The organism is Psychroflexus planctonicus (assembly GCF_014640195.1).
GTDB classification, from domain to species: Bacteria; Bacteroidota; Bacteroidia; order Flavobacteriales; family Flavobacteriaceae; genus Psychroflexus; species Psychroflexus planctonicus.
Window position 1 is genome coordinate 35344 of sequence record NZ_BMGM01000004.1, and the last position, 25843, is coordinate 61186.

At 33.4% G+C, this 25843-nt stretch carries 22 protein-coding genes; 10 read left to right on the forward strand and 12 right to left on the reverse strand.

Annotated elements, in window-relative coordinates; genetic code table 11:
* Positions 1–10: 10 nt before the first annotated feature.
* Positions 11–1510 carry a TlpA family protein disulfide reductase gene (locus tag IEV72_RS05090; protein ID WP_188458019.1) on the reverse strand — a complete coding sequence of 500 codons (1500 nt, stop codon included), beginning with the start codon at positions 1508–1510 and terminating at the stop codon, positions 11–13.
* A gap of 27 nt (positions 1511–1537) precedes the next feature.
* Positions 1538–2245, reverse strand: a complete 708-nt coding sequence (locus tag IEV72_RS05095; RefSeq protein WP_188458020.1) for a hypothetical protein — start codon at positions 2243–2245, stop codon at positions 1538–1540.
* A 113-nt stretch (positions 2246–2358) separates the two neighbouring features.
* On the opposite strand from IEV72_RS05095, the gene lnt reads away from it, so the two are divergent.
* From lnt to IEV72_RS05115, 4 genes are all read left to right on the forward strand, one after another.
* Positions 2359–3954 (forward strand): apolipoprotein N-acyltransferase, encoded by a 1596-nt coding sequence (gene lnt, locus IEV72_RS05100; RefSeq protein WP_188458021.1) that lies wholly within the window; start codon positions 2359–2361, stop codon positions 3952–3954.
* A gap of 72 nt (positions 3955–4026) precedes the next feature.
* Positions 4027–6534 carry a phosphoenolpyruvate carboxylase gene (locus tag IEV72_RS05105; RefSeq protein WP_188458022.1) on the forward strand — a complete coding sequence of 836 codons (2508 nt, stop codon included), beginning with the start codon at positions 4027–4029 and terminating at the stop codon, positions 6532–6534.
* 746 nt (positions 6535–7280) lie between these two features.
* Positions 7281–8231 carry an aldo/keto reductase gene (locus IEV72_RS05110; RefSeq protein WP_188458023.1) on the forward strand — a complete coding sequence of 317 codons (951 nt, stop codon included), beginning with the start codon at positions 7281–7283 and terminating at the stop codon, positions 8229–8231.
* 129 nt (positions 8232–8360) lie between these two features.
* Positions 8361–9476 carry a DUF3667 domain-containing protein gene (locus IEV72_RS05115; RefSeq protein WP_188458024.1) on the forward strand — a complete coding sequence of 372 codons (1116 nt, stop codon included), beginning with the start codon at positions 8361–8363 and terminating at the stop codon, positions 9474–9476.
* A 557-nt stretch (positions 9477–10033) separates the two neighbouring features.
* Here the strand turns inward: IEV72_RS05115 and IEV72_RS05120 are convergent.
* From IEV72_RS05120 to IEV72_RS05135, 4 genes are all read right to left on the reverse strand, one after another.
* Positions 10034–11494 carry an aminoacyl-histidine dipeptidase gene (locus tag IEV72_RS05120; protein WP_188458025.1) on the reverse strand — a complete coding sequence of 487 codons (1461 nt, stop codon included), beginning with the start codon at positions 11492–11494 and terminating at the stop codon, positions 10034–10036.
* A gap of 92 nt (positions 11495–11586) precedes the next feature.
* Positions 11587–12000, reverse strand: coding sequence for a DUF2752 domain-containing protein (locus IEV72_RS05125; protein WP_188458026.1), 414 nt, complete (start codon positions 11998–12000; stop codon positions 11587–11589).
* Between the two features lie 3 nt (positions 12001–12003).
* Entirely contained in the window at positions 12004–12279 is a 276-nt protein-coding gene (locus tag IEV72_RS05130; protein ID WP_188458027.1) for a CD225/dispanin family protein, read from the reverse strand.
* 3 nt (positions 12280–12282) lie between these two features.
* Positions 12283–12630 carry a CD225/dispanin family protein gene (locus tag IEV72_RS05135; protein ID WP_188458028.1) on the reverse strand — a complete coding sequence of 116 codons (348 nt, stop codon included), beginning with the start codon at positions 12628–12630 and terminating at the stop codon, positions 12283–12285.
* Between the two features lie 142 nt (positions 12631–12772).
* Here IEV72_RS05135 and IEV72_RS05140 point away from each other — a divergent pair, with 142 nt between their 5' ends.
* Both IEV72_RS05140 and IEV72_RS05145 read left to right on the forward strand, forming a co-directional pair.
* Complete coding sequence (locus IEV72_RS05140; protein WP_188458222.1) at positions 12773–13027, forward strand: hypothetical protein; 255 nt, start codon at positions 12773–12775, stop codon at positions 13025–13027.
* Between the two features lie 2 nt (positions 13028–13029).
* Positions 13030–13581 carry a Smr/MutS family protein gene (locus IEV72_RS05145; RefSeq protein ID WP_188458029.1) on the forward strand — a complete coding sequence of 184 codons (552 nt, stop codon included), beginning with the start codon at positions 13030–13032 and terminating at the stop codon, positions 13579–13581.
* A gap of 484 nt (positions 13582–14065) precedes the next feature.
* Here the strand turns inward: IEV72_RS05145 and rho are convergent, their stop codons facing one another.
* Positions 14066–15910 carry a transcription termination factor Rho gene (rho, locus tag IEV72_RS05150; protein ID WP_188458030.1) on the reverse strand — a complete coding sequence of 615 codons (1845 nt, stop codon included), beginning with the start codon at positions 15908–15910 and terminating at the stop codon, positions 14066–14068.
* Positions 15911–16095: 185 nt separating this feature from the next.
* On the opposite strand from rho, the gene IEV72_RS05155 reads away from it, so the two are divergent.
* Positions 16096–16506 carry a DUF4293 domain-containing protein gene (locus IEV72_RS05155; protein WP_188458031.1) on the forward strand — a complete coding sequence of 137 codons (411 nt, stop codon included), beginning with the start codon at positions 16096–16098 and terminating at the stop codon, positions 16504–16506.
* A 62-nt stretch (positions 16507–16568) separates the two neighbouring features.
* On the opposite strand, the gene IEV72_RS05160 is transcribed toward IEV72_RS05155, so the two are convergent.
* The gene (locus IEV72_RS05160) at positions 16569–17987 is read right to left on the reverse strand and encodes a TlpA family protein disulfide reductase (RefSeq protein WP_188458032.1); all 1419 of its coding nucleotides are present in this window, start codon (positions 17985–17987) and stop codon (positions 16569–16571) included.
* Between the two features lie 134 nt (positions 17988–18121).
* Here IEV72_RS05160 and IEV72_RS05165 point away from each other — a divergent pair, with 134 nt between their 5' ends.
* Complete coding sequence (locus IEV72_RS05165) at positions 18122–19756, forward strand: ABC-F family ATP-binding cassette domain-containing protein (protein ID WP_188458033.1); 1635 nt, start codon at positions 18122–18124, stop codon at positions 19754–19756.
* A gap of 135 nt (positions 19757–19891) precedes the next feature.
* Here the strand turns inward: IEV72_RS05165 and carB are convergent, their stop codons facing one another.
* The gene (carB, locus tag IEV72_RS05170; RefSeq protein ID WP_188458034.1) at positions 19892–22744 is read right to left on the reverse strand and encodes a carbamoyl-phosphate synthase large subunit; all 2853 of its coding nucleotides are present in this window, start codon (positions 22742–22744) and stop codon (positions 19892–19894) included.
* A gap of 81 nt (positions 22745–22825) precedes the next feature.
* Entirely contained in the window at positions 22826–22987 is a 162-nt protein-coding gene (gene rpmH, locus IEV72_RS05175) for a 50S ribosomal protein L34 (protein WP_188407091.1), read from the reverse strand.
* A gap of 136 nt (positions 22988–23123) precedes the next feature.
* Here rpmH and IEV72_RS05180 point away from each other — a divergent pair, with 136 nt between their 5' ends.
* Both IEV72_RS05180 and IEV72_RS05185 read left to right on the forward strand, forming a co-directional pair.
* A complete protein-coding gene (locus tag IEV72_RS05180) occupies positions 23124–23639 on the forward strand; it encodes a DUF2892 domain-containing protein (RefSeq protein ID WP_188458035.1) in 516 nt (171 codons plus the stop codon).
* Between the two features lie 162 nt (positions 23640–23801).
* A complete protein-coding gene (locus tag IEV72_RS05185; RefSeq protein ID WP_188458036.1) occupies positions 23802–24515 on the forward strand; it encodes a TlpA family protein disulfide reductase in 714 nt (237 codons plus the stop codon).
* Position 24516: 1 nt separating this feature from the next.
* On the opposite strand, the gene IEV72_RS05190 is transcribed toward IEV72_RS05185, so the two are convergent.
* Positions 24517–24888 carry a sulfite exporter TauE/SafE family protein gene (locus IEV72_RS05190; protein WP_308420158.1) on the reverse strand — a complete coding sequence of 124 codons (372 nt, stop codon included), beginning with the start codon at positions 24886–24888 and terminating at the stop codon, positions 24517–24519.
* A complete protein-coding gene (locus IEV72_RS05195; RefSeq protein WP_188458037.1) occupies positions 24885–25841 on the reverse strand; it encodes a lytic transglycosylase domain-containing protein in 957 nt (318 codons plus the stop codon). The genes IEV72_RS05190 and IEV72_RS05195 overlap by 4 nt, the downstream gene beginning before the upstream one ends.
* Positions 25842–25843 lie beyond the last annotated feature (2 nt).

The window sequence follows — 25843 nt, forward strand, 5'->3', positions numbered from 1 at the left end:
TTAGCTTGTTTTATTCATAGCCTTTCATTTTTTCCAAAAGTAAGTTAAGCTCATCTTCAATCTGCTTAGGTCTTGGCGCACGCGCATTCACTAAATTTCCTTCTTGGTCTACTAAAACATAAGTAGGAGCAAAATTGATGAGGTAATCTTTAATTTCTTCATTTCTAAATTGATTTTCAGCTACCAAATGAACTCCCGTATAAGGTTTACCTTCTAAAACTTTTTCGGCATAAGGACTATCGCCTGAAATAAAACTTCTCCATTCTTCAATCTCTTTTTCACCACTTTCTAAAGCTACATTTAAAAAAACGACATCTTCATCTTTATATTTCTTGTGTAAAGCTAAAGTGGCCGGAATTTCAGCAATACAAGGGCCACACCAAGTTCCCCAAAAGTCGATGTACACTACTTTTCCTTTGAAATCACTTAAACGGTGAATTTTACCAACTGCATCAGGTAATGCGAAATCAGGGGCTGGTTCTCCAGGTGCTAGTTTCAAAAATGGCTCTGCATTTAATTTGAAAAGCTTTTGGTTTTCTTCATCAAAAAATAAAGAATCTGTTTGCTTTCTGAAATTTGAAAGATCTTCAAAAAAACCATCTTCTAACATAGCAAAGGAAAAATCCTTGATGGTACTTAGGGCTAATAAATCATTCCATTGGGTAGGTGCTTTATGTGAAATAAAGTCCCACTTTAAATTTAAATTCTCCACCTTTTTCTCTAAATCGGGATTCTCAAAAATTTCTTTTTCAGTTATATAGGTTAAGTAGTTTTGCGCAAACTCTAAAGTATATTTAGCATTTGTAAAATCATCATTAATATTTACACTATCTAAGAAACTAATGTAATCTTCTTCTTTAGGGAAATGATAATTAAATTCATTTTGCATGTAATAATTTCGATATTCCAAATGTTGCAGTAAAAAGTTGGCACGTTGAATTTCCAAGTGTTTTTTAAGATGAATATCTAGCTGGGTATCGCTATTTTTAGACTGGGCTAATTTTTTAAATCTGGGTTTAAAAATACTATCGATGAATTTTTTGAAATCCATTGCAGAATGAAACTCATCACTTTTTATTTTTTTATAAAAAGCATTGGTTCCTTCAAATAATTGAAAATCCGTTTCAAGATAGTGAAGCTTTTCTGCTCCATTTCCAGTTACTTTAAAACTGGGTTTATCTTGCCATGAAGATTGTTCCACAACAATAGAATCCTTGGGTTCAAGATAAATATCATAATTCAACATGGGATAATTATTGTAGATCAATTGATAAAAGCCTGCATCCAAGTTTTCCATTTCAAAACTTAAAAAACCAGTACTATCCGTTTTAGCAACCGGAAATTTTTCCAATCTTTTTAAACCTGTATAATAACTATTAACAGGAACTAATTCAAGATTTTTGTTATTTAGACTTGGTAATTTTGCTGAAAAGTAGGTGGTTTGATTTTCTTCTTGGCAGGAAATAACTAAAATACAGATGAGCAACAATTTGATGAACTCAGTTTTCATAAGCGATTTTTTTCCAAATATATAGTTTTATTCTTCTTCCAATTCTTTTTCAATTTGCACTTGAAGTGCTTTTATTTTTTCACTTACAAAAGTGTATTCTCTTAATTTAAATTCTCTGTTTTGTTCCGTTTTCCAAAGGCATCGTTTAATTGTATTTTGGTCTTGATCACTCAAATTATTTGCTGGCCGAAGTTGAATCAATTCTAAATTCTCATCAAATTCCATATAAGGTGTAATAATTTCATTTGTAATTTCTATATGATTTCGGTAGTCCTGCATTTCGTAAATCTCATCTTCTAGTTTTTCAAGAATACGGTAATAATAATCGTACACCGAAATAATTTCCAAACGCAGTGAATCGTTCGAAATGGTTTTTATGCTGGTAGCTTTTAAAGATTCGTAGGCAGACCGATTGATAATAGGTGTGTAATTCCTGAATAAAATTTGGTAGTATAAATTAATCGAATCTTGTGGAATTGCTTTTTTTGAGAGCCAATTTTCTATAACTTCAGCACTTCGCATACTGTATTTATAACCTTCAATATTAGATTCAATATCGTATAAATCTCGATCTAGACTATTATTGATTTCGGTTAAAATTTTTAATTCAGAAATACGCTCTTCTCTGTCGCTGCTCCATTCAGACAACATAAAAGCAAGTAATACACTAATAAAAATCAATACAAATTGAATAGAGTAGGAGCCAAACCATTTCATTTTTTTGAATTTTCCCATGATGTAAAATTATTGCTAAATATCTTAAAAAAATGGAACATTTTAATTGAACAAACGCAATTTCTACTTCAGATATTCAATCTATTGTGTATTTTTGAAAATAAACACTCAATTTGAAAAATCTCCTACTAGCCATTTTATCAGGATTTTTATTTGCTGTTTCATGGCCTACTTACGGCTTCGTTTTTTTTCTGTTTTTTGCCTTTGTTCCTTTATTATGGGCAGAACTTCAACTGAGACAAAAAAATACTAGAAAATTAAAAATCAAAGTTTTTGGTTTAGCCTATCTCACTTTTTTAATATGGAATTTTGCCACTACTTCTTGGTTGTATTATTCAGACCCTTTTGGGATGTTTTTTGCCGTGTTGGTGAATTCGCTTTTAATGAGTTTGGTGTTTTTGCTTTATCATATCGTGGCGAAACGCGTTAATTTTACAGCTGCTTCATCCTTTTTTATAGCCATTTGGATTTGTTTTGAATACCTTCATTTGCACTGGGAATTTTCTTGGCCATGGCTCAATTTGGGCAATGCTTTTTCGGAAAACACAGCCCTGATTCAATGGTACGAATACACCGGAACTTTTGGTGGAACGCTTTGGGTGTTAATTGCAAATATCTTGGTATTGAAAGCAATTTTGCTTTTTCAACAACACAAAGACAAAGCAATTTTAGTACGAAGTAGCATTAAACTCATTCTTTTTGTTGGGATTCCAATTGGCATTTCTTTTCTTATTAAATCAAATTTAGATGAAGCAGAGTCTCATATTGAAGTAATTGCCTTACAACCTAACGTAGATCCATACAGTGAAAAATACCATACCGACGATGAAGCCATTAAAAAGAAATTGCTGAAATTGGTTTCTGAAGAAATCAAACCAACAACCGATTTAGTTTTACTGCCCGAAACGGTTTTTGCACAAGGTACAAGATTTAAAAATTTTCAAATAAGTGAAGCACATGATTTTTCACAAAGACTAATTTCAGATTTTCCAAATGTTTCTGTTTTGGGGGGCATTTCTGCTTACGATATTCTTGAAAATGAAAGCGAAAAATCACATCAATCTAATTTACATCCGCGAGGATTTTGGTACAACGACTATAACGCAGCTTTTTTTGAAAAAGCAAACCAGACAACAGAATTCTACTATAAATCAAAATTGGTTGTTGGTGTAGAAAACTTCCCTTACCAATCGGTTTTGCGTCCTATTTTAGGCGATGTAATGTTGGATTTAGGCGGAACAGTCGCTATGAAAACCACACAGGTTGAACGTTCTGCTTATTCACTTAACAATGGCGTTAAAGTAGCGCCCATCATTTGTTACGAATCGGTTTATGGTGAATATGTAAGCCAATATGTTCAAAATGGTGCAGAAATTTTAGCCATCATGACCAACGATGCTTGGTGGGCAGAAACGCAAGGACATAAACAACATTGGAGTTATGCAAAGTTGAGAGCAATTGAAACAAGAAAAGCCGTTGCACGTTCAGCAAATACCGGAATTTCTGGGTTTATTGATGCAGACGGTACAGAAATTAAGAAAACCAAATACAATCAATTAGGACTAATAAGCGGCAAAATTCCTGTTTATAAAAAAGAAACATTTTATGTAAAATCAGGAGATTATATTGCAAGAGTTGCTCAGTTTTTAGCAATTTTCATCTTTTTGTTCGCTGTTGTTAAATTTAAGCGAAGCGGAGTTAAGCGATAGTTTTTAATTTTTCATATATTTGAAGAAGTCCATTTTATCAATTTTCATTTAAGAATTAACAAACAACATACTATGCAAAATCAAGAACGTTTAGAGAAATTTAGACAACTGGTGAAAAATAAATACTTAATATATAATAGTTTATTCCTGAATTTGCCCAATGAAAATACTTCTCATACTGGAATCTTTATTCCTCTATTACATAAACTTAGCCAAGAAGGATATGCCAAAGATGCAGAACCAAAAGATATTATTGAGCAGTTTTTCAATAATCATACAGATAATTTAGATAAGCAAGAACAATTTGACTTATTGTTTAGGATGATACAATACATCGAGCGTCAAGTAGTCTTGTTTGATAGTGTAGAAGATGCTGCCTTTACCAGTTTGAAAAAGCAAAAAATTGAAGAAATTCTTCACCCGAGAAATACCAATTACGAAGATTTAATTGAGCATTTTAAAAACTTTTCGGCTCGTGTAGTTTTTACAGCTCACCCAACGCAATTTTATTCTAACAATGTGCAAGGCATCATGCATGAATTGCGCTTAGGAATTAAAGCAGATAGCATTACTAAAATAGATAACACTTTACAGCAATTAGCCTTTACGCCATTTATTAACCGCAAAAAGCCAACTCCTTTCGATGAAGCCCAAAGCATCATTTTTTATTTGCGCTATGTGTATTACGACACCTTGGGAAGCATTTACCATAATATAGCCAAACGCACAAATTTAAGTCCAGACTACAATCCTAACTTATTAGAACTCGGTTTTTGGCCGGGTGGCGACCGCGATGGCAATCCGTATGTTACTGCACAAACTACTATGGAAGTAGCATCTCAACTGAGAGTTACTATCATGAAGTGTTACTACAATCACCTAAAAGTATTGATGAGAAAGCTTACTTTCAGCAAAGTAGAAGAACCACTTCAAAAATTGAAAAAGAAATTGTATAAACAAATTTTCAAGAAAAAAACCAGCTTGAGTTCTCAGGAAATTTTGAAAATTTTATACAAAGTAAGAAAACTGGTTGTAAGCGATTACAATTCGCTTAATGTAGATTTAATTGATGACTTTATCGGTCGAGTTCATCTTTTCGGAAACCATTTTGCCACTTTAGATATTCGTCAAGATAGCAGTATTCATTTAGAGATTATACAAAGTATTTTCAAAAAAGAATTCAATTTGAATTATGATGAATTAAGCGATGAAGAAAAATTAACTTACTTAACGGAAAAATCGCTTCAATTGAAACCCGAAAACTATGCGGACGATTTGGTTTCAGATACCATAAAAAACGTATATCAAATCAAAGAAATTCAGCAATTAAACGGTCAACGTGGTTTACACCGTTACATTATATCTAACTCTGAAAGTATTTTTGATGTGCTGCATGTGTATGCCTTATTCAAATACTGTGGATATGAAGCAGATGATATAAAAATAGACATTGTCCCACTTTTTGAAACCATGGAAGGCATGGATAATTCTGAAGCGGTAATGAATTCGCTATACGAAAACTCCGTTTACAAAGCCCATTTGCAACGCAGAAGAAAAGAGCAACACATTATGTTAGGCTTTTCAGACGGTACCAAAGATGGAGGTTATTTAAAAGCCAACTGGGAAATTTACAGAACCAAAGAACGTTTAACTTCTCTGTCCAGAAGCAAAGACTATCAAGTAGTCTTTTTTGATGGTCGTGGTGGACCACCAGCGCGTGGAGGTGGAAAAACACATCAGTTTTATGCCGCACAAGGTGATGATATTGCCAAAGAGAAAATTCAATTAACCATTCAAGGGCAAACCATAACCAGCGTTTATGGAACCCACGAACAAGCAACTTACAACTTCGAGCAACTTTTACTTGCAGGAGTAAAAGCCAAAGGAAGAAAAGGTTGGGATCCAGCACATAAAAATTTGATGAATGAATTGTCAGATTTAAGTTACCAAAAATACACCGAGTTAAAAAATCACGATTTATTTATCTCGTATTTAGAAGATATGACCACGCTTAAATACTATGGTGCAACAAACATTGGTAGTAGACCTACTAAACGAAACAAAGACGCTAAACTTACTTTAAAAGATTTACGCGCTATTCCGTTTGTAGGTTCTTGGAGTTTAATTCGTCAAAATGTGCCAGGATATTATGGCTTAGGAACAGCTTTGGAAAAATACCGAGATGATTTTTCTAAAATTGAAGAACTCTATCAAGAATCAGCTTTTTTTAGAAGCTTAATTTTAAATAGCATCATGTCTATGAAAAAATCCTATTTTCCTTTGACATCCTACATGAAAAACGATTCTGTGTATGGCGAATTTTGGAAAGAACTGAGAAGAGAATATTTGTTGACCAAAGAATTGGTGCTGAAACTCACAGGCCAAAAGAAATTGATGGATAACGAAGAATTAGCAAAACGTTCCATCAGCATGCGTGAACAAATTATTTTACCATTATTGACCATTCAGCAATATGCGCTTCAAAAAATTCAAGAGAATGATGAAGATAAAGTTACCTTCGAAAAAATGGTAGTTAGAACCTTATTTGGCAATATCAACGCCAGTCGAAATTCTGCTTAATTTTAAGGATGCTTTTTAGCTATACAAAACGCTGGCTTTTATTTAAAGTCAGCGTTTTTTGTTATGTATTCCTTTTCATTTGTATATAAATCGAACTGACATATTTTATAAAGTAATGGTTATCAATGTTTTGTTTTAATTTCGTGCGGAGTCGAGAACCAGCCACATCTTGACTCCGCTCGATGCTAAAACAGTATTAAAAATGTCACTTTACCCGTTTTGTATTTTGATAAAAGTCTGTCAATTTGAGTGAATTTCATGATTGAAATGAGTGACCCCGAAGTCTCGTGAGTATCGATAATTAGAATTTTTCGATATGAATTGGTTATCGACACTATTTTTTTTTAAAAAATCACTGCCAATGACGTCTTTATATAATTTGTCTGTTTTCAGTTACTTTCAAAAAGCTTTACTGGTTTTATCTTTAGTGAATAAGATTGATTAAATTTTTTTCCCTAAAGGGAAATGCCGAAAGGCAAAGGGTGTTTTTGTATTTTAGTTTACATCCATCCCTTAGCCTTACTTCAATGGAAGGGAAGAAGCTGATGCATAGTTTAAATGAAAATTTTTGTTTTAATTGTCACTTTATATTAAGTAAAATTATAAAATTTCCGAAGGCTCGAACTGACATTAATTATCCAGCAAAAGCTTGTTTCACTTGTTAAACTTAGATTAAACCAATATCATGTGCTGAGGTTTATCTAGTAAAGTTGTATTTTTAATTTAATCGAAAAAAGAAAAATAATATGAAAAAAATACAATTAAGAAGTGGAGCAGAAGTACCAGCTATAGGTTTAGGAACATGGAAATCTGCACCAGGAAAAGTGAAAGATGCCGTAGAAATTGCGCTTAAAGCAGGATACCAACACATAGATTGTGCTGCGGTTTATCAAAATGAAAAAGAAGTGGGTGAAGCTTTTGCAAACACTTTTAATGAAGATACCATTAAACGAGAAGATGTTTGGGTAACTTCAAAATTATGGAATACAGCGCATAAAAAAGAAGATGTAATACCAGCCCTAAAACAAACGCTATCAGATTTACAATTAGATTATTTAGACCTTTATTTAATGCATTGGCCAGTGGCTTTTAAGCCCGATTTAAAGGGTTTCCCAGAAAGTGATGACGACTTTTTGTCTTTAGAAGAAGTACCTATCATTGAAACTTGGGAAGCCATGCTAGAAGCCAAGAAACAAGGTTTGGTAAAGCACGTTGGCGTTTCTAACTTCAGTATAAAAAAACTGAAAGACTTGATGAGCAAAACAGATGATGTTCCAGAGATGAATCAAGTGGAATTGCATCCGTATTTGCATCAAAATGAACTATTGGAATTTTGTAAAAATAATCAGATTGCCTTAACAGCTTATTCGCCCTTAGGAAGCAGCGATAGAACCAAAGAAATGAAGGCTGAAAACGAACCTTCACTTTTAGATAATGATGTTGTAAAGAAAATTGCAGAAAAACGTGATGCAACTGTGGCACAAGTTTTAATTAAATGGTCAGTAGAACGCGGAACTGCGGTTATTCCTAAATCTACTAATCCAGGTAGAATAAAAGAAAATCTAGCTAGTGAAAAGATTGCGCTTACCCAAGAAGATCATGAAGCACTCAAAACCTTGGACAAACATTTTCGCTACGTAAACGGAAAGTTTTTTGAAACTAGTGATGGTAAATACTCCAATATTTACGATGAGTAAAAAAACAGATTATTAGTTAGATTTTAAAAACGGAAGCAACTGCTTCCGTTTTTTATTTGTTGTGTTTAGCCATCAAGTAAATAATAATGTTAAAAATTTTATTATTTTGGTACACTTTAAAACTACCCAATGAGATGGCTTCCTAAATGTAAACCCAAACGCTTTTCCTTTCAATATCGAGGAGAAGTTTGTTTAAACTGCTCACATCCATTAGATGTAAGTGATAAATTTTGCCCTAGTTGTGGGCAACGGAATTCTACTAAAAAAATTAATTTAAAAGACTTAATTGAAGAATTGTTCAGTTCTTTTATTTCTTACGATTCAAAATTATGGAAGTCTTTAAAGCTCTTATTTTTAAAACCTGGCGCCTTGCCTTTGGCTTACGTTAACGGAAAACGCAATCAATTTACCAATCCCTTCCGCTTTTTTTTGAGCATCGCAATTATTTTCTTTTTGGTAATTAGTTTATCCATAAATGAAGAAGATTTTGAAGGACTTAATTTTATGAATAAGGATTCTTATGCTGAAGAAGAATCTAATTTTGAAAACGATAATTCCATTGTTGCTGGCTTTGAGGATGCGATTACTGATGAAACCAACAATTCAAATGATAAAAGAATCAACAAAGTTGAAATTAATTCTTTAATAGACTCCCTTCAAAAGAGACAGGGGAATAAAAAGAGTCCTGTTTTGGATATAGATTTGAAGGATAACAAGACTTCTGCATTAGAAAAAGCATTTAATGATAATGCGCATTTAAAATATGAAGAAGCTGTTGAAAGTGGGATTTTAGAAGATCGCTTTTTAGATTGGTGTTTGTATCGTTTTTACAGAGGATTGACAAAAACCCAACAAAGTATTGCCAGTTTTTTGAACTTTGTGCTAGCTAAAACACCATTTTTTATTTTCTTTTTTGTGCCCTTATTTAGTATTGGAAATTTACTTTTGTTTATGGGCTCTGGCAAAACCTATGTTGACCATATGGTGTTTAATTTCAATTTGAGTAGTTTCTTACTCATCATTTTCGCACTCTCACTTTTAATCGGCTTGTACTGGGAAAGCGGATGGATAAGCTTAATTTTTAATTTGGGTGTATTTTACTACACGTACAAAGCAATCCGAAATTTTTATGGAAATGGAAGAATAGCGAGCATTTTAAAATGTACCTTCATTGCTGTATCCTATCCCATTTCGCTATTTGTTTTTCTGCTTGGTTTAACGGCTTTGAGCTTTGCTTTTTATTAGATGACTGAAGTTTCGGAGCTAATAAATTACATATTTATGAAACACAATATCAAAGTTTTACTGTCTGGTCGAGTTTTTTTTTCGACTGATAAGAAGAAAAAAATGTATCGAGACCTAATTGTAGGGACAACCTAAAACTTTTCGATACATTTAATTTATCTCATACCGTCGATAAATTAAAACACTACCAATGACGTTTTTACGCAAATAAGTTAAATCTATCTAATTGATACCACCATTTTAACCCCGTCCCTAAAGGGTGAATGGCTACTATTTTATTTCATTTATATACTTTTTTGCACTCTTTAGAGATGGGGCAACAAAAAAGAAATTGAAAGAACAATGATTTAAACGTCACTTTCCATCAAATAAAATTTCTTAAATTTCCGTGGGCTCGAAGTGACCTAAAGAGTTGATTTAAAATATTGTAAAGTAAATGTAAATTAAATATAAAGAATATGAAGTTTTATTCATGTAAAACTCAGAAACTTCAGTTAAATGATTTTTATTGCGAAGTCTGAGACTTCGCAATAAAAATCAAGCTAATTCAACTTCAACTACCGCTTAGGAATCTGCTTAAGAACTTCTTGGGTTAATTTCCAAAATTTTTGGGTTGAAGAAATACTAGCTCGTTCGTCTGGTGAATGCGCACCACGAATAGTTGGACCAAATGAAACCATGTCCATTTTTGGATAATGACTTCCTAAAATTCCACATTCCAAGCCTGCATGGCAGGCTGCAATTCTAGCTTTCTCATCATTTTGTTGCTGATAGATTTTGTCTAAAACTTGCACTATTTCTGAATTTGGATTCGGTTCCCAACCCGGATAATCACCGGAAAGTTTCACGTTAAAATCAGCTAGTTCAAATACAGATGAAAGCGAATTGGCTAAACTAACTTTGGTAGACTCAACTGAAGAACGGGTTAAGCATAGCACTTCAATTTCTCCATCTTCAGCAACTACTTTTGCCACATTATTTGATGTTTCAACTAAACCTTCAATACTTGGACTCATTCTATACACTCCATTATGTGCTGCTTCAATAGCTTTTATAAAAGTTTCTTGGTCTTTTTGATTCATTACCAATTCAGGAAGCTTTTCCGTTTTAAAATCGATGTTTAAATTGGGTTCTAATACGCTGAATTCCTGACGAATTTCTTCGGTTAAACTTCTTGCCGCTTTTAGAAAGTTAGGTTCATTTACATGGTCAATAACAACTATCGATTTACTTTCACGGGGTATAGCATTTCGCAATCCACCACCATGAACTGAATGTATGCGCAAACCAAATTCAGTGTGACCTAAAAATAAAATGCGGTTCATTATTTTGTTGGCATTGCCCAAACCTTTAATAATGTCCATTCCAGAATGGCCACCATTTAATCCATTAACCGTAATTTGATAAGCAATGGCTTTGCTAGGAACTTCTTCTTGTTTATACGTTTTTGAAGCCGTAAGATCTACGCCACCAGCACAACCAATTCCAATTTCATCATCTTCTTCGGTGTCGAGGTTCAACAATATTTCGCCTTCTAAAATAGTTGGATCAAGATTTTTTGCACCTGTCATTCCAGTTTCTTCATCGATGGTAAACAAAGCTTCAATAGCAGGATGCTCCATGTCTTTCGCTTCCAAAATAGCCATGATAGTAGCCACACCTAAACCATTGTCGGCACCAAGTGTTGTTCCTTTGGCACGAACCCAATCGCCATCTACATGCATTTCAATTCCTTGTGAATCAAAATCAAAATTGGTTTCATTATTTTTTTGATGCACCATGTCTAAATGCGACTGAAGAACCACGGTTTTGCGATCTTCAAATCCTTTAGTGGCTGGTTTTTTAATAATTACATTTCCAGCTTTGTCGGTTAAGGTTTCTAAGTTTAGTTTTTTTCCAAAATCTTGCATAAATGCAATTACGCGCTCTTCTTTTTTAGAAGGTCTTGGTACAGCGTTTAAGTTGGTGAAATTCTTCCAAACCGCTTGAGGTTCTAGATTTTTTATTGCTTCATTCATGGTATACATATTGAATTTGCAAAACTACAAAATCTAGCAAGAAGCAGAATTTTAAATTAACAAAGTATACTTAAAATGAAGAAGAAACTATTTTATGGAGCTAAATAAGTAAAGGGTTCGATTGGAAGATTTCTAAGAAACCAAAACAGTATCACTAAAGCAAAAACTACCCACGGTGTTGCATTGGCATATAATATATTTTTGCGTTCCTGTTTGTCTTTTTTTCGATAAGGAAATAACCAAAGAAAGGCTTTATAAAGCAAAACTGCTACAGCAAGGATTATTAAAAAGTTGTATTGTAAGGCAGTCCAAATATCACCGTGTAAAAAAGCATGAATAGCGCGCTGTGAACCACAGCCTGGACAATGTAAATTCGTAATGCTATAAAAAGGACACTTCGGAAAAATATTCACTTTTTCAGGACTGAATAAAAAATATAAGCTTAACATTAATATTCCTATTGATGTTAAGCTTGAGTAAAGTGCTATTTTTAAGGCTTTAGTCATTGCTTAAAAAGTGTCGCTAGCGATACCAAATAAAGCAAGTCCATAAATTAAAAACACGCCTACGTATACTAAAACGCCTAATACCAAACCGATGATCCACCATGTTTTGGCATTCTCTGAAGCGCGAATAGCGCCGTCATAATCTCCTACGGCATATTTGGAATTGACTTGAGAGGCATAGACTATACTTACAATACCTGTAATTTGGCAGCACATTATTGTGGTGATAATGGCCATTGCTAGATGATTAGGCGGATGTGGTGGTTTTTGAATTTCCATTTGTTATTGATTTTGTAATGACTGCTGGCGTTCAATTTCCTTCTGAATTTGCTCAAAGAAATCTTCACCGCTCATCATTATGGTAACTACAAAGAAGGCAATTTGACCCACTAAAATAACAATGGCAATAATCCATGCAATTTTAGCATATTTGGCTGATTTTTTAGCACCTTCATAATCACCATTTGCATATTTACTATTTACTTGACTTGCAAATACGATACTTGTAATTCCACCTACTAATCCAAAAAAAGTACAAGTGATTAAAGGAAGTACGGTTGATATAATAGCCATAGCCATATGGTTGTAGGGCTTGATAGGCTTTTCTTGAAATGGGGAGTTTGGTTCCATTGGTTTAAGGTTTAAGTTTATTTTGCCAAATTAGTTTATTTCTTAATAATTTCAAAAAATAATGCAAGCTATGTTTGGTAGAAGGCTTAAACATCCATTAAAATCAACAAATAAATACTACTTTTGAAAAAATGATTTTGTTATGATCAACACCAAAAAACAAGCCTTTTATACCGTATTTATAGTTATAGGAGCAGCATTGCTTTTGTACGATTTAGCTTTTGAAAGTGATGAAGTATATTTAAAAGTGGCTGGATTGGTTATTTTGATGTTTGGGTTGTATTCTTCTACACGGCAATGGGCAAACGATAATGATAAAAGCAAGAATGAAAATGACGAGCTTGAAAATACCACTACTAAAAAGGATGAAGATGTAGAAGACGAAAAACAAAAATAGTTATGAAAAACAGCTTTGAAATCGGTGACCATGTAGCTTGGATTGATGATGACTTGCAAGGAAAAGTTATGGCATTTCAAAATCAAACTCTTCTTGTTGAAACTGCCGATGGTTTTGAAATAAAGGCAAATGCTAATGAATTGGTACTACTACCGGCACAAAACGCGCTAAAAGTAGATTGGGAAGAACTTCAAAAAACCAAACTTAGGGAGTTACAGAAACCAACATCTAACTTGCCTACTAAAAAAGATAAAAAAAAGAAACAAGCTGCTTTAGAAATAGATTTGCATATTCATGAATTGGTTGAAAACACTAAAAACATGAGTAACTTTGAAATGCTGAACATCCAATTGGATACGGCTAAACGGCAAATTGAATTTGCAAAACAAAAGCGAATTAAACGCGTAATTCTAATTCATGGAGTAGGGCAAGGCGTTTTAAAAGCAGAATTGGAAACACTCTTACGCAGAGATGAAGAAGTCAATTTTTACGATGCAGATTACAAAACCTACGGCTTAGGAGCCACAGAAGTCTACATTTATGAAAACGTGTAGGTCGTTATAATTTTTTAGAATACATCAAAAAAAATACCGACTATTAAATAAGTCGGCATTTTTGTATTTCGTTTTTATTTTGGAAACTTCTCATATCTTTTCATAAAAAACACCCTTTGCCATTCGGCATTTCCCTCAAGGGAAAATTTGTTAATCAATATTTTGATTCGTTATTATTACTTCAAATATCTAACTTCTAATATCTAATATCGTTTCATGAAAAAACACCCTTTGCCTTTCGGCATTTCCCTCAAAGGAAAAATTTTCTTATTTGTTATTATTACTTCAAATAGCTAACTTCTAACTTCTAATATCTAATATCTAATATCTAATATCGTTTCATAAAAAAACACCCTTTGCCTTTCGGCATTTCCCTCAAGGGAAAATTTTGTAAATCAATATTTTGATTTGTTATTATTACTTCAAATATCAAATATCAAATATCAAATATCTAACTTCTAATATCTAACTTCCAAAATCTATTCTATCCGCCATTATTCATAGAGAATAAAAACTCGACATTATTTTTAGATTGTTTTACGCGATCTTGAATAAATTCCATGGCTTCAATAGGATTCATATCTGCCAAATATTTACGCAACACCCACATTTTCTGAATGGTGTTTTCGTCTAAAAGTAAATCGTCTCTTCTTGTGCTGGACGCATTTAAATCGATAGCAGGGAAAATTCTTCGGTTGGAAATTTTTCGATCCAACTGCAATTCCATGTTACCTGTCCCTTTAAATTCTTCAAAAATAACTTCGTCCATTTTGGAACCGGTATCTGTTAATGCAGTAGCAATAATAGATAAAGATCCGCCATTTTCTATATTTCTAGCCGCTCCAAAAAAGCGTTTAGGTTTGTGCAACGCGTTGGCATCTACACCACCACTCAATACTTTTCCGCTAGAAGGTTGAACGGTGTTATACGCTCTTGCCAATCGAGTAATAGAGTCTAATAAAATAACTACATCGTGTCCAGATTCAACTAAACGTTTTGCTTTTTCAATAACAATATTTGCTACTCTTACGTGTTCGTGCGCTTCCTTATCAAAGGTAGAAGCAATTACTTCGCCACGTACATTACGTTGCATGTCGGTAACTTCTTCTGGGCGTTCATCAATTAACAACACAATTTGATACACTTCCGGATGATTAGCAGCAATGGCATTGGCAATATCTTTCAGCAACATGGTTTTACCCGTTTTAGGTTGCGAAACAATCATACCTCGTTGTCCTTTTCCAATAGGAGCAAACAAATCCATTATTCGTGTTGAAATGCTGGAACGTTTTCCGTCTAAAATGAATTTTTCTTCAGGGAAAAGCGGCGTTAAGTGTTCAAATGAAACCCGATCGCGAACCACTTGTGGGTCTAACCCATTAATCTTTACAATTCGGATTAAAGGGAAATATTTCTCGCCTTCTTTTGGTGGTCTAACTTGACCTAAAACCGTGTCTCCCGTTTTTAATCCAAACAACCTAATTTGAGATTGAGAAAGGTAAATATCGTCTGGAGACGATAAATAATTGTAATCTGAAGAACGCAAAAAGCCATATCCATCAGGCATTAACTCTAAAACACCTTCACTTTCTATAATGGCATCAAATTCGTACTCAGGTTGTTTGTACTTGTTCTTTTGATTAGGGTTTGGTTTATTCTGATTTTTGTGCTGTGGTGTATTGTTTTGTTTTTGCTCTTTTCGCTGAGGATTTTTTTGCTCTTGATTTTGTTGGTCAGTCTGCTGTTTTTCAGGGCGAGCATTATCTTGACGTTGTTTGTCTTGACGGTTGTTGTTAGGTCGCTGCTTGGTTTGGTGTGCTTTATTTTGTTGATGACTCTGTTTGTTGTCTTCAACATTTTCTTTCTTGTTCTGATTAGAATCTTCTACCTTATCCTGAGCTTTTGCTTTTGGATGTGGCGCATTTTTTTGTTGCTTAGAAGGATGAGACACATTTTTCTTTTCTTGGCCTTTATGCTTACCTTGATTAGAATGATCTCGAGAATCCGTCTTTCTTGGTCTAGGTGTTTTTTTAGGTTCTTCTTTTTTGGAAGAATCTTTTTCGGCTGAGGTCTGCTCTTTTTTATTTTTTGAAGCGGTATGTTGCTTTCTGGCATTTTCTTCTTTGCCTTTGCTTGTGTTGTCCTGCGCAGATTTACTTTCTTCTATTACCGCTTCTTTTACCACATCTGGGTTAGCCGCTTGATAATCTAAAATTTGATAAACCAAATCTAGTTTTTTTAAGTAGCGGTATTTTGGGATTTCAAGTTTTTGAGCAATAGCCTGAAGCTCGGGAAGCTTTTTAGACTTTAATTCTGATATTTCTAACATGAATAAAAATGAATAGTATTAAAAAATATGATTTTAATAAGGAGTCTTATAATTTGTGAATGAGATGATTGATTCGGAAACAATCATTATACTGTTGCAAGTATACAACTTTATTTTCTTTTTTGTGAAATTATCCTAAATATTCTACTATTTTTGCATCTCATAAAAATTTACAACAAAACAGCATGATTCAACGTAGGCAAAGTTTGTATTTACTTGTCGTTGTCATTTTAAATGGCTTATTGTTAACTTATGTTCCTTTATGGAAACAACAGGATAATTCTTGGATTTTTGCTTCAGATTTTGTAGAATCTTTAATAGCCATTATTGCATCTTTGGTATTGGCATTAATCAGTATTTTTTTATTCAAAAAAAGAAAACTTCAATTTGTATTAGGTAGACTTAATATACTTATAAACTTTTTTGCAATAGGATTTTTCGTGTACACGGCACTAAACTTACCTGGAGAAATGGAAATTTCTGAGAAAGGTATTGGGGGCTTGATTCCTTTGGTTTCTATCGTTTTTTTAGCCTTGGCAAACAAGGCCATTAAAAAGGATGAAGACCTTGTAAAATCTGTAGACCGATTCCGTTAAACCTATTAATCTTAGTGTGTTAGTGAAAATCCCAATTCCTTGTGTTTTGGGATTTTTTTATATCATTGATTTAAAAATGCCAACAAAGCACTTTCTAAATGATCGTTGTATAACAAATTAGTGCTTTTTTCAATTTGTCCTGTTTCTGGCGAAATAAAAAATACTTTAGATAAATAATTCTCGTACAAATCTCTGTTTTCGTCTCGGCCTAATACTTGGTACTCGTATTTTTTATTATACTTATATTGGGTTAATGTGCGTTGCCATAATTTCCTATTGTCAAAATCAATGTTGATGCCTATAAATTCAACTTCTGGAAATTTATTTCGCAATTCTCTTACTTTTGCTAGCCTTCTTCTGTGTAATGAAGAAGAATTGGCGGTCCATAAATGAATTAACATAGGTTTTTGGTTTGCTATTTCATGAAAGGCAATTTCTTCAAATTGATGATTGAAAACATAGTGGTTGCTAATTGTTTTACCCACTAAAAAGTTTTTTTGAAATTCTGCTAATCGATGATAATAGTTAACGTCTTCTTCACTTAAATTAATGCCATCTAAAATACGTAAAGTGCTGGTTATTTGTTCTTCGGTACTAGCGTGTATTATTTCTTTTCTAATAAACCGTTTTAGAAATCTTTCTTTTAAAAGATTATCTTCAAAAATGTGGTTTACAATTTCAATGCGTCGGTGTAAGTTATCATAAGTGTTAACATCAAAACAATTGCTTGAATCGGGCTCTTCTTTACAATGTTCAATAGACTTATTTTTTAGATAATTATCAAGAAATCGCAAATACCCGATGTGCGAAAAAAGTTTTTCTTCATTAAAATCAATATTTTCACGGTATCCGAAAAAGTTGTTATCTGCTAACTCTTGCGTTTTATTTTTGAAATATTTTTGAATTAAAAATGCGTAGCGTTCTTTCATATCATAGAACTCAAAATTGATACTTTTTTCTGCAATGTTTAAAAAGTATGGACTCAATTCATGTTTAGATTTGAGTTGCTTCAATTTTTGAAGTTGAATGTTCTTTAATGAATCCGTCATTTTAATGAATTCATTCACACCAATTTTGTAGTAGGAAAGTATTAAATCGTTATTGTTTTCATTTAACAGAAAACTATTGATTAAAAAGTTATTTTCAACAGAAGAACTCGCTGCAAAACTCAAAGATTCATCAAACTCTAAGGTATTTAACCTAAAAGCAATACTATCTCCAGGTTTAGTATAAAGCATTTGTCGCTCTGAGCCGTGTTTAAAAAAGTAAATAGACTCTTTGTCCTGTTTAAATTTGAAGTGGAATTCACCTGTATCTGATAAATAAATGGTGTCTAACGTCTCTCCGTTTCTAGACAAAAGCAAGGAATCATCTAATGGATTTACAATTTTTCCATATACTCTAGTTGTATCGGAAAATTCAGCATCAGATGCACAGGATACGAAAAGAATGATGAAAAAAATAACCGATAAAAACCGCATGTTTCATTTTAATTATTGCAAACAAATATAGATTTAATGTGCTGCTGTAGGTGTTAATCCGCCGTTAAAAGACTGTTGCTGATAATGTTTCGAAAACCCAAAATAAATAGTTACTTTTGCAAAAATTTTTAGCTATGCTATCAGTCTCTAATTTATCAGTTCAATTTGGAAAACGTGTCTTGTTTGACGAAGTGAATACCACTTTTTCAAATGGAAATTGTTACGGAATTATTGGTGCCAACGGTGCTGGTAAATCTACTTTTTTAAAAATCTTATCGGGCAACTTAGAACCTACTTCTGGTCATGTTCATTTAGAACCCGGAAAACGTATGTCTGTTTTAGATCAAGACCATTCTAAATATGATGAGTTTACAGTTCTGGACACCGTTTTGATGGGGAACGAACCTTTGTATAAGATTAAAAAGGAAATGGATGAAATTTATGCCAAGACCGATTTTGATGAAAAAGATGGTGAGCGAGTTGGTGTTTTACAAGTAGATTTTGAAGAAATGGATGGTTGGAATGCAGAAAGCAATGCTGCTTCTTTATTGTCTAATCTAGGAATTGATGCTAGCTTGCATTACACTGCAATAAAAGATTTAGACGGTAAGCAAAAAGTAAGAACCTTGTTAGCCAAAGCACTTTTTGGAAATCCTGATGTGTTAATCATGGATGAGCCAACTAACGATTTGGATTATGAAACTATTTCGTGGTTAGAAAATTTCTTAGCCAATTACGATAATTGTGTAATTGTAGTCTCTCACGATCGTCACTTTTTAGATGCAGTTTGTACGCATATTTCGGATATCGATTTTGGAAAAATAACCCACTTTTCTGGGAATTATACATTTTGGTACGAATCTTCTCAGTTGGCCGCAAGACAACGTGCGCAACAAAACAAAAAAGCAGAAGACAAGAAAAAAGAACTGCAACAATTTATTGAGCGTTTTAGTGCCAATGTATCTAAATCTAAACAAGCAACTTCACGTAAAAAAATGATTGCAAAGCTGAATGTAGAAGACATAAAACCTTCTAATAGAAGATATCCAGCTATTATTTTTGAACGCGAACGTGAAGCTGGAGATCAAATTTTGCATACTGAAGCTTTACAAGCATCATTAGATGGCGAAATGCTATTTAGCAAAGTAGATATCAATTTAAATAAAGGCGATAAAACAGTAATTTACTCTAGAGATTCTAGAGCTACCACTGCTTTTTACCAAATTATAACAGGAAACCAAGAAGCAGAAGCGGGAAAATACCAATGGGGAATTACCACTACACAATCTTACTTGCCAAACGATAACAGCAAGTTTTTTGAAAATGAATTAAGCTTGGTAGATTGGTTAAGACAATATGCAAAAACCAACGAAGAACGAGAAGAAGTTTACATTCGTGGTTTCTTAGGAAAAATGCTCTTTAGTGGAGATGAAGCTTTAAAAACTAGCAAAGTACTTTCAGGCGGCGAAAAAGTACGTTGTATGATGAGTAGAATGATGATGATGAGAGCTAATGTTTTAATATTAGACGAACCAACCAATCACTTGGACTTAGAATCGATTACGGCATTTAATAATTCATTGAAGAACTTTAAAGGTAACATCCTATTTACAACGCATGACCACGAATTTGCTCAGACTGTTGCCAACCGAATTATTGAAATTACACCAAATGGCGTTATTGATAAAATGATGAGCTTTGACGATTATATGTCTGATGCAGCCATTAAAGAATTGCGTAATAAAATGTACGAAACGGTTCCTGCTTAGATAAGTAATTTTTTAAGAAAATACTTAAACCCGCAAGATCTCCGAGACCTTGCGGGTTTTAAAATGTCAAACACCAAAAAACCCTGCAAAGAATTGAAAACTTTGCAGGGTTTTTAATTGATTTCAACTTGAGTTTTATTTACTCAAATACATTTTTCTACGGGTATATAACTCGTAAAATTCATCGTCTTTTAAGCTATCGATGAACAAAATACTTTCTCCAGTACTTTTCATCTCAGGTCCTAATTGTTTGTTTACATTATGAAATTTATCGAACGAAAACACCGGTTGTTTGATAGCGTATCCATCTAACTTAGGATTAAATTCAAAATCAGAAAGTTTCTTTTCGCCTAACATAACTTTAGTTGCGTAATTAACATAAGGTTCGCCGTAAGCTTTCGCGATAAACGGAACCGTTCTAGACGCTCTTGGGTTGGCTTCAATAATATAAACCTGATCGTCTTTTATAGCAAATTGAATGTTAATTAATCCAACGGTGTTTAGAGCTAGGGCAATTTTCTTTGTGTGGTCTTTTATTTGTTGAAGTACCAAATCTCCTAAGTTAAATGGTGGAAGCGTAGCATTAGAATCTCCAGAGTGAATACCACAAGGTTCAATGTGCTCCATAATTCCGATGATGTAGACGTTTTCTCCATCGCAAATAGCATCGGCTTCAGCTTCAATAGCACCATCTAAATAATGGTCTAAAAGCAATTTGTTGTTGGGTATTTTCCGAAGTAAATCAATTACATGCGATTCTAAATCTTGCTTATTGATAACAATTTTCATTCCTTGTCCGCCCAAAACATAGGAAGGCCTTACAAGAATTGGAAAGTCCAATTCGTCTGCCAAGGCTAAAGCTTCGTCTGCGGTTTCAGCAACACCAAAATCTGGATACGGAATTTCCAAGTCTTTCAATAGAGTGGAAAAGCTTCCGCGGTCTTCAGCTAAATCTAAAGATTCATAACTGGTTCCTAAGATTTTTATTCCATATCGATCAAGCTTTTCAGCTAGTTTTAATGCCGTTTGACCACCCAATTGAACAATTACACCTTCGGGTTTTTCATGGCGAATAATATCGTAGATGTGTTCCCAAAAAACAGGTTCAAAGTACAATTTATCAGCGGTATCAAAATCGGTGGAAACCGTTTCAGGATTACAATTAATCATGATGGTTTCGTAGCCACATTCGGCTGCAGCCATTACACCGTGAACGCAGCAATAGTCAAATTCAATTCCTTGACCAATTCGGTTTGGACCTGAACCTAGAACAACAATTTTCTTTTTATCTGTGACTATACTTTCGTTTTTAACATTCGCTTTTGAGTTAGGTAATTGGTGTTCGGCTTCAAAAGTAGAGTAGTAGTATGGTGTTTTTGCTTCAAATTCTGCAGCACAGGTATCTACTAATTTGTATACTCGATTAATAGAAAGTTCATCACGTTTGTTGTATACTTCGCTTTCTAAACAAGATAACATGTGCGCAATTTGCCGATCTGCAAAGCCTTTTTGCTTGGCTTCTAACAACAAATCTTTTTGAATTGTGTCTATGGAAAACTTACTAATTTCTTTTTCTAAGAAATGCAATTCTTCGTATTGTTTCAAGAACCACATATCAATTTTTGTGATCTCGTGAATTCTATTCAAAGGAATTCCCATTTGTATGGCATCGTAAATTACAAAAACACGATCCCAGCTTGCGTAGGTTAATTTTTGAATAATTTGGTCGTAATTGGTGTAGCCTTTTCCATCGGCACCCAAACCGTTTCGTTTAATTTCTAAAGATTGTGTGGCTTTGTGAAGCGCTTCTTGGAAAGAACGACCAATTCCCATGACTTCTCCAACCGATTTCATTTGTAGTCCTAAAGTTCGGTCAGAACCTTCAAATTTATCAAAATTCCAGCGAGGGATTTTTACAATAACGTAATCTAAAGTAGGCTCGAAGTAAGCGGAAGTGGTTTTGGTAATTTGGTTTTTTAGCTCTGTTAAATGGTAACCGATAGCTAATTTACTAGCAATTTTTGCAATGGGATATCCTGTTGCTTTGGAAGCCAAGGCAGAAGAACGTGACACACGCGGATTGATTTCAATAGCAATAATATCTTCTTTTTCGTCTGGACTAACTGCAAATTGCACATTACAACCACCAGCAAAATCACCAATACTTCGCATCATTTTTATGGCTAGGTCGCGCATCCGTTGGTAGGTTCTATCGCTTAGCGTCATGGCAGGAGCAACGGTAATTGAATCTCCGGTGTGAATTCCCATCGGATCCATATTTTCGATGCTACATATTATAGTTACATTGTCGTTGGCATCGCGTAAAAGCTCTAATTCGTATTCCTTCCAACCAATTAATGCTTTATCTATAATTACTTCATGAATAGGCGAAGCTTCTAGGCCGCGCGTAAGTAATTCGTCAAAATCTTCTTCTTTAAAAACAATTGAAGCTCCTGTGCCACCCAATGTAAATGAAGCTCTAATAACCAAAGGGAAACCAAATTCTTGTGCAACTTCTTTTCCTTTTAAAAAGGAAGTAACTGTTTTGGAAGGTGCAACGGCAACACCAATTTTTTCCATCAACAAGCGAAACTTCTCACGGTCTTCGGTAATATTAATAGCATCAATGTCAACCCCGATTAATTCTACATTAAAATCTTCCCAAATGCCTTTGTCATCTGCTTCTATACATAGATTTAATGCAGTTTGACCACCCATTGTTGGTAAAACGGCATCAATTTCTGGATGCTTTTTTAAAATCTCAATGATGGATTTTGTGTTTAAAGGTTTGAGGTAAATGTGGTCTGCCATCACTGGGTCAGTCATGATGGTAGCAGGATTGGAGTTAATAAGAATGGTTTTAATTCCTTCTTCTCGTAAAGACCTAAGCGATTGTGAGCCAGCATAATCAAACTCACAAGCTTGACCAATTACAATAGGTCCAGATCCAATAATTAAGATGCATTTTAAATTTTTATCTAGTGGCATAGTGTAGGTAATTAGTAGATATAAAAAAAGGTGTTGCTAAAAAAAGCAACACCTTTGAAATGTTATATTGAAAAAATCATTTTATTTTCTTCTTAAACTAGCTTCAGACGAAACACTTAATTTCTTTCTTCCTTTAGCTCTTCTTCTAGCCAATACTTTTCTTCCGTTTACGCTAGACATACGGTCTCTAAAGCCGTGTTTGTTTTTTCTTTTTCTTTTTGAAGGTTGAAAGGTTCTTTTCATTTCAATGTATATTTAGTGCGTTGAATATCTAATTTTTATTGCGTGCAAATATACGATAAGTTTTGAGTACTGCAACAAAAAAAATACCGATTTTTTCTTCTAGTTTATGTAAATTTGCCAGCTTAAATCAATTTACATGTTTAATAAAAATATCAAATTAGTAATAACGGCTTTAATTCTAGCTTTTGCTATATATCAATTTACTCAAGGCTTTATAGGAAATGGAATAGCACTAGTGTTTTTTTCCAGTATTTTCGTGTTGTTGTATTTTAAAAATGAAATGATTTTGCTTTCTTTTTGGAAACTAAGAAAACAAGATTTTGATGGTGCAAAACGTTGGTTGGACAAAATTGGCAATCCACAAGCTAATTTAACGCAAAAACAACAAGGTTACTATAATTATTTACATGGTTTGATGACGGCCCAAACCAATATGAATCAATCTGAAAAGTTTTTTAAGAAAGCCATACAACTTGGTTTATCAATGAAGCAAGACATTGCTATGGCTAAATTAAATTTAGCAGGAATAGCAATGACTAAACGTAGAAAAAGAGAAGCACAAAAATTGCTGAAGGAAGCTAAAGATTTAGACAAGCAAGGAATGTTGAAAGACCAGATTAAAATGATGAAGCAACAAATGAAGAAAATTTAACATAGTTTTTCTAATTTCATAATACTTGAAATCCCGCTTTTATGCGGGGTTTTTTAGTAAATAACTTAATATGTGTAGAAATTAAGCTACAATTTGTATGAATAATATTAGTTTTTAGTAGTTATTTTCTTAATTTTTTATAATTTCATAAAAAATAATATTATGAAACGGCTTGTTTTGGTTCTCTTGTTGTTTTTTATCCCGTTTGAAATACTATCTCAAGTAAATTCATCAGATAAAGAAGAGAATGGTAAAACATACTTTTCTGAACAGATTTATAGGTATTATGCCAAGTTCAAAGAAAAAAGTAATCGAGCTTTTGTGTTAGGAAATAGAGAAGAAGCTAATTTTTATTATCAGCAATTGGTAAACAAACATTTAGTAGGTAGCTTTATGGATAATTTTAATGCAGACTGCTTTTCATCAGATCAATGCCAAATACAAGATTTTAAAAAGCCACTTATATTATTTACCTACGCTTCTTGGAGCGTGCCTACTAAAGGTGAAATTCCAGCCATAAATAGCATGGCTAAAAAATACAAAGATGAAGTAGATTTTGCTGTTATTTTTTGGGATTCTAAAAGCGATGTTCGTCAAGCTTCAAAAGCCTACAACAAGCATATTCAGATTTTATATGTAGACGAATTGAAAACAAGAGATGCTTACACCGTTAAAATGTTAAAACATAGTCTTGGTTTTCCTACTATTTTTGTTGTTGGAAGCAATAAAAAAATTATAGAAATAAAACGAAACTTTCAGAACGAAATAGGTATTGAAGATGAAGTTGCGGTAGAAAACTGCTTGAATGAGTTTAAAAATTTAGTAGAAAGTATTCAAAATTTTGAAGAAAACTTAGTTACCAATTCTTTTGACTAATTTACTTTTCAAGAATAAGCTTAACAGAAATAGCTAACATTAAGACACCAAATATTTTTTTCAACATTTTTTCATCTATGCTAATGGCTAGCTTAGAACCTAGATAACCGCCAATTATAAACGAAACTGCCATGATAAGCGCAAATTTCCAATTTAAACTTCCGTCTCTGTAATAATTATAAGCTGCAAAAAAGGTTACCGGAATAGCCAAAACACCTAAGCTAGTTCCTTGTGCTTCGTGTTGAGAAAATCCTAATAAAAAAACCATTAGTGGAACCATTACAATGCCGCCGCCAACACCCATCATGCCGCTTAAAAAACCGGCTAATAATCCAATGAGCATTAAACTTACAAAAATACCTATATTCATCATTCAGTTATTTGGTTAGACCTAAATGTATATGCCGTAGAATCTGGAATTTCAATTTGATAAACTCTTCTAGAGTTGTTTTCTAAATTTTTATCTCTCAGCCAAGGATTGTAACGTTTAAAAGTTTTGTAGCTAATTCCGTAGTCTTTAGCAAGAGCTGCTAAATTTGAAACGGAAGTATCTATTTCAATTTCTTTAGTTTCAGCTAAACTGTAGAGGTGTTCTTTTTCAATTTTGAAACCATAGTCTTCATAATTACCAATTATTTCTTTTAAAGCTAGAATGCGAAAAACATAACGCGAAGTTTCTTCAACTAATAATAAATCGTAATAATCGGTTACTTCTTGTCTTTCCAGTTGTCTGCTAATTCCTGTATTTCCTGCATTGTAAGCAGCAGCTGCAAGTGTCCAAGTGCCAAAACGTTCTTTAGAATTTAAAAAATACTGACAAGCTACACGAGTTGCTTTTTCAATATGGTAGCGTTCATCTATATTATCGTTAATTTCTAAGCCATATTCTCTGCCTGTTTCTTTCATGATTTGCCAAAAACCAGTTGCTCCAGCGGGAGAAACTACTTGCATAAATCCGCTTTCAGCAAGTGCTAAATATTTAAAATCGTCTGGAACTCCGTATTCTTTTAGGATGGGTTCGATTATTGGAAAATATTTATGCGCTCTTTTAATGAGCAAAACAGCATTAGATTGCCAATAGTTATTCACCAGTAATTCGCGATCTAAACGTTCTCTAACTTCAGGATCTTCAAGGGGAACATTTTCTCCAGCAAATTGAATTTGTAAGGGCAAATCTAAAGCGTAAACTACACTTTTGCTATTGTTGCTTACTTTGGGTTCAACTTCGTTAGAAGTGACTGTGTTGGTGCCAAAAGCTGAAATTAGTAAATAGGCACTTAAGCCCATAAATACTAAATTCGAAAATACTAATATATTTTTTTTCATAA

Coding starts and splice junctions, on each gene's coding strand:
- IEV72_RS05145 (WP_188458029.1), top strand. CDS start 13,030: ATGAAAAACAGCTTTGAAATCGGTGACCATGTAGCTTGGATTGATGAT.
- IEV72_RS05180 (WP_188458035.1), top strand. CDS start 23,124: ATGTTTAATAAAAATATCAAATTAGTAATAACGGCTTTAATTCTAGCT.
- IEV72_RS05185 (WP_188458036.1), top strand. CDS start 23,802: ATGAAACGGCTTGTTTTGGTTCTCTTGTTGTTTTTTATCCCGTTTGAA.
- IEV72_RS05105 (WP_188458022.1), top strand. CDS start 4,027: ATGCAAAATCAAGAACGTTTAGAGAAATTTAGACAACTGGTGAAAAAT.
- IEV72_RS05165 (WP_188458033.1), top strand. CDS start 18,122: ATGCTATCAGTCTCTAATTTATCAGTTCAATTTGGAAAACGTGTCTTG.
- rho (WP_188458030.1), bottom strand. CDS start 15,910: ATGTTAGAAATATCAGAATTAAAGTCTAAAAAGCTTCCCGAGCTTCAG.
- IEV72_RS05195 (WP_188458037.1), bottom strand. CDS start 25,841: ATGAAAAAAAATATATTAGTATTTTCGAATTTAGTATTTATGGGCTTA.
- IEV72_RS05130 (WP_188458027.1), bottom strand. CDS start 12,279: ATGGAAATTCAAAAACCACCACATCCGCCTAATCATCTAGCAATGGCC.
- IEV72_RS05140 (WP_188458222.1), top strand. CDS start 12,773: ATGATCAACACCAAAAAACAAGCCTTTTATACCGTATTTATAGTTATA.
- carB (WP_188458034.1), bottom strand. CDS start 22,744: ATGCCACTAGATAAAAATTTAAAATGCATCTTAATTATTGGATCTGGA.
- IEV72_RS05135 (WP_188458028.1), bottom strand. CDS start 12,630: ATGGAACCAAACTCCCCATTTCAAGAAAAGCCTATCAAGCCCTACAAC.
- IEV72_RS05120 (WP_188458025.1), bottom strand. CDS start 11,494: ATGAATGAAGCAATAAAAAATCTAGAACCTCAAGCGGTTTGGAAGAAT.
- IEV72_RS05115 (WP_188458024.1), top strand. CDS start 8,361: ATGAGATGGCTTCCTAAATGTAAACCCAAACGCTTTTCCTTTCAATAT.
- IEV72_RS05190 (WP_308420158.1), bottom strand. CDS start 24,888: ATGATGAATATAGGTATTTTTGTAAGTTTAATGCTCATTGGATTATTA.
- IEV72_RS05155 (WP_188458031.1), top strand. CDS start 16,096: ATGATTCAACGTAGGCAAAGTTTGTATTTACTTGTCGTTGTCATTTTA.
- IEV72_RS05110 (WP_188458023.1), top strand. CDS start 7,281: ATGAAAAAAATACAATTAAGAAGTGGAGCAGAAGTACCAGCTATAGGT.
- IEV72_RS05095 (WP_188458020.1), bottom strand. CDS start 2,245: ATGGGAAAATTCAAAAAAATGAAATGGTTTGGCTCCTACTCTATTCAA.
- IEV72_RS05090 (WP_188458019.1), bottom strand. CDS start 1,510: ATGAAAACTGAGTTCATCAAATTGTTGCTCATCTGTATTTTAGTTATT.
- IEV72_RS05160 (WP_188458032.1), bottom strand. CDS start 17,987: ATGCGGTTTTTATCGGTTATTTTTTTCATCATTCTTTTCGTATCCTGT.
- rpmH (WP_188407091.1), bottom strand. CDS start 22,987: ATGAAAAGAACCTTTCAACCTTCAAAAAGAAAAAGAAAAAACAAACAC.
- IEV72_RS05125 (WP_188458026.1), bottom strand. CDS start 12,000: ATGACTAAAGCCTTAAAAATAGCACTTTACTCAAGCTTAACATCAATA.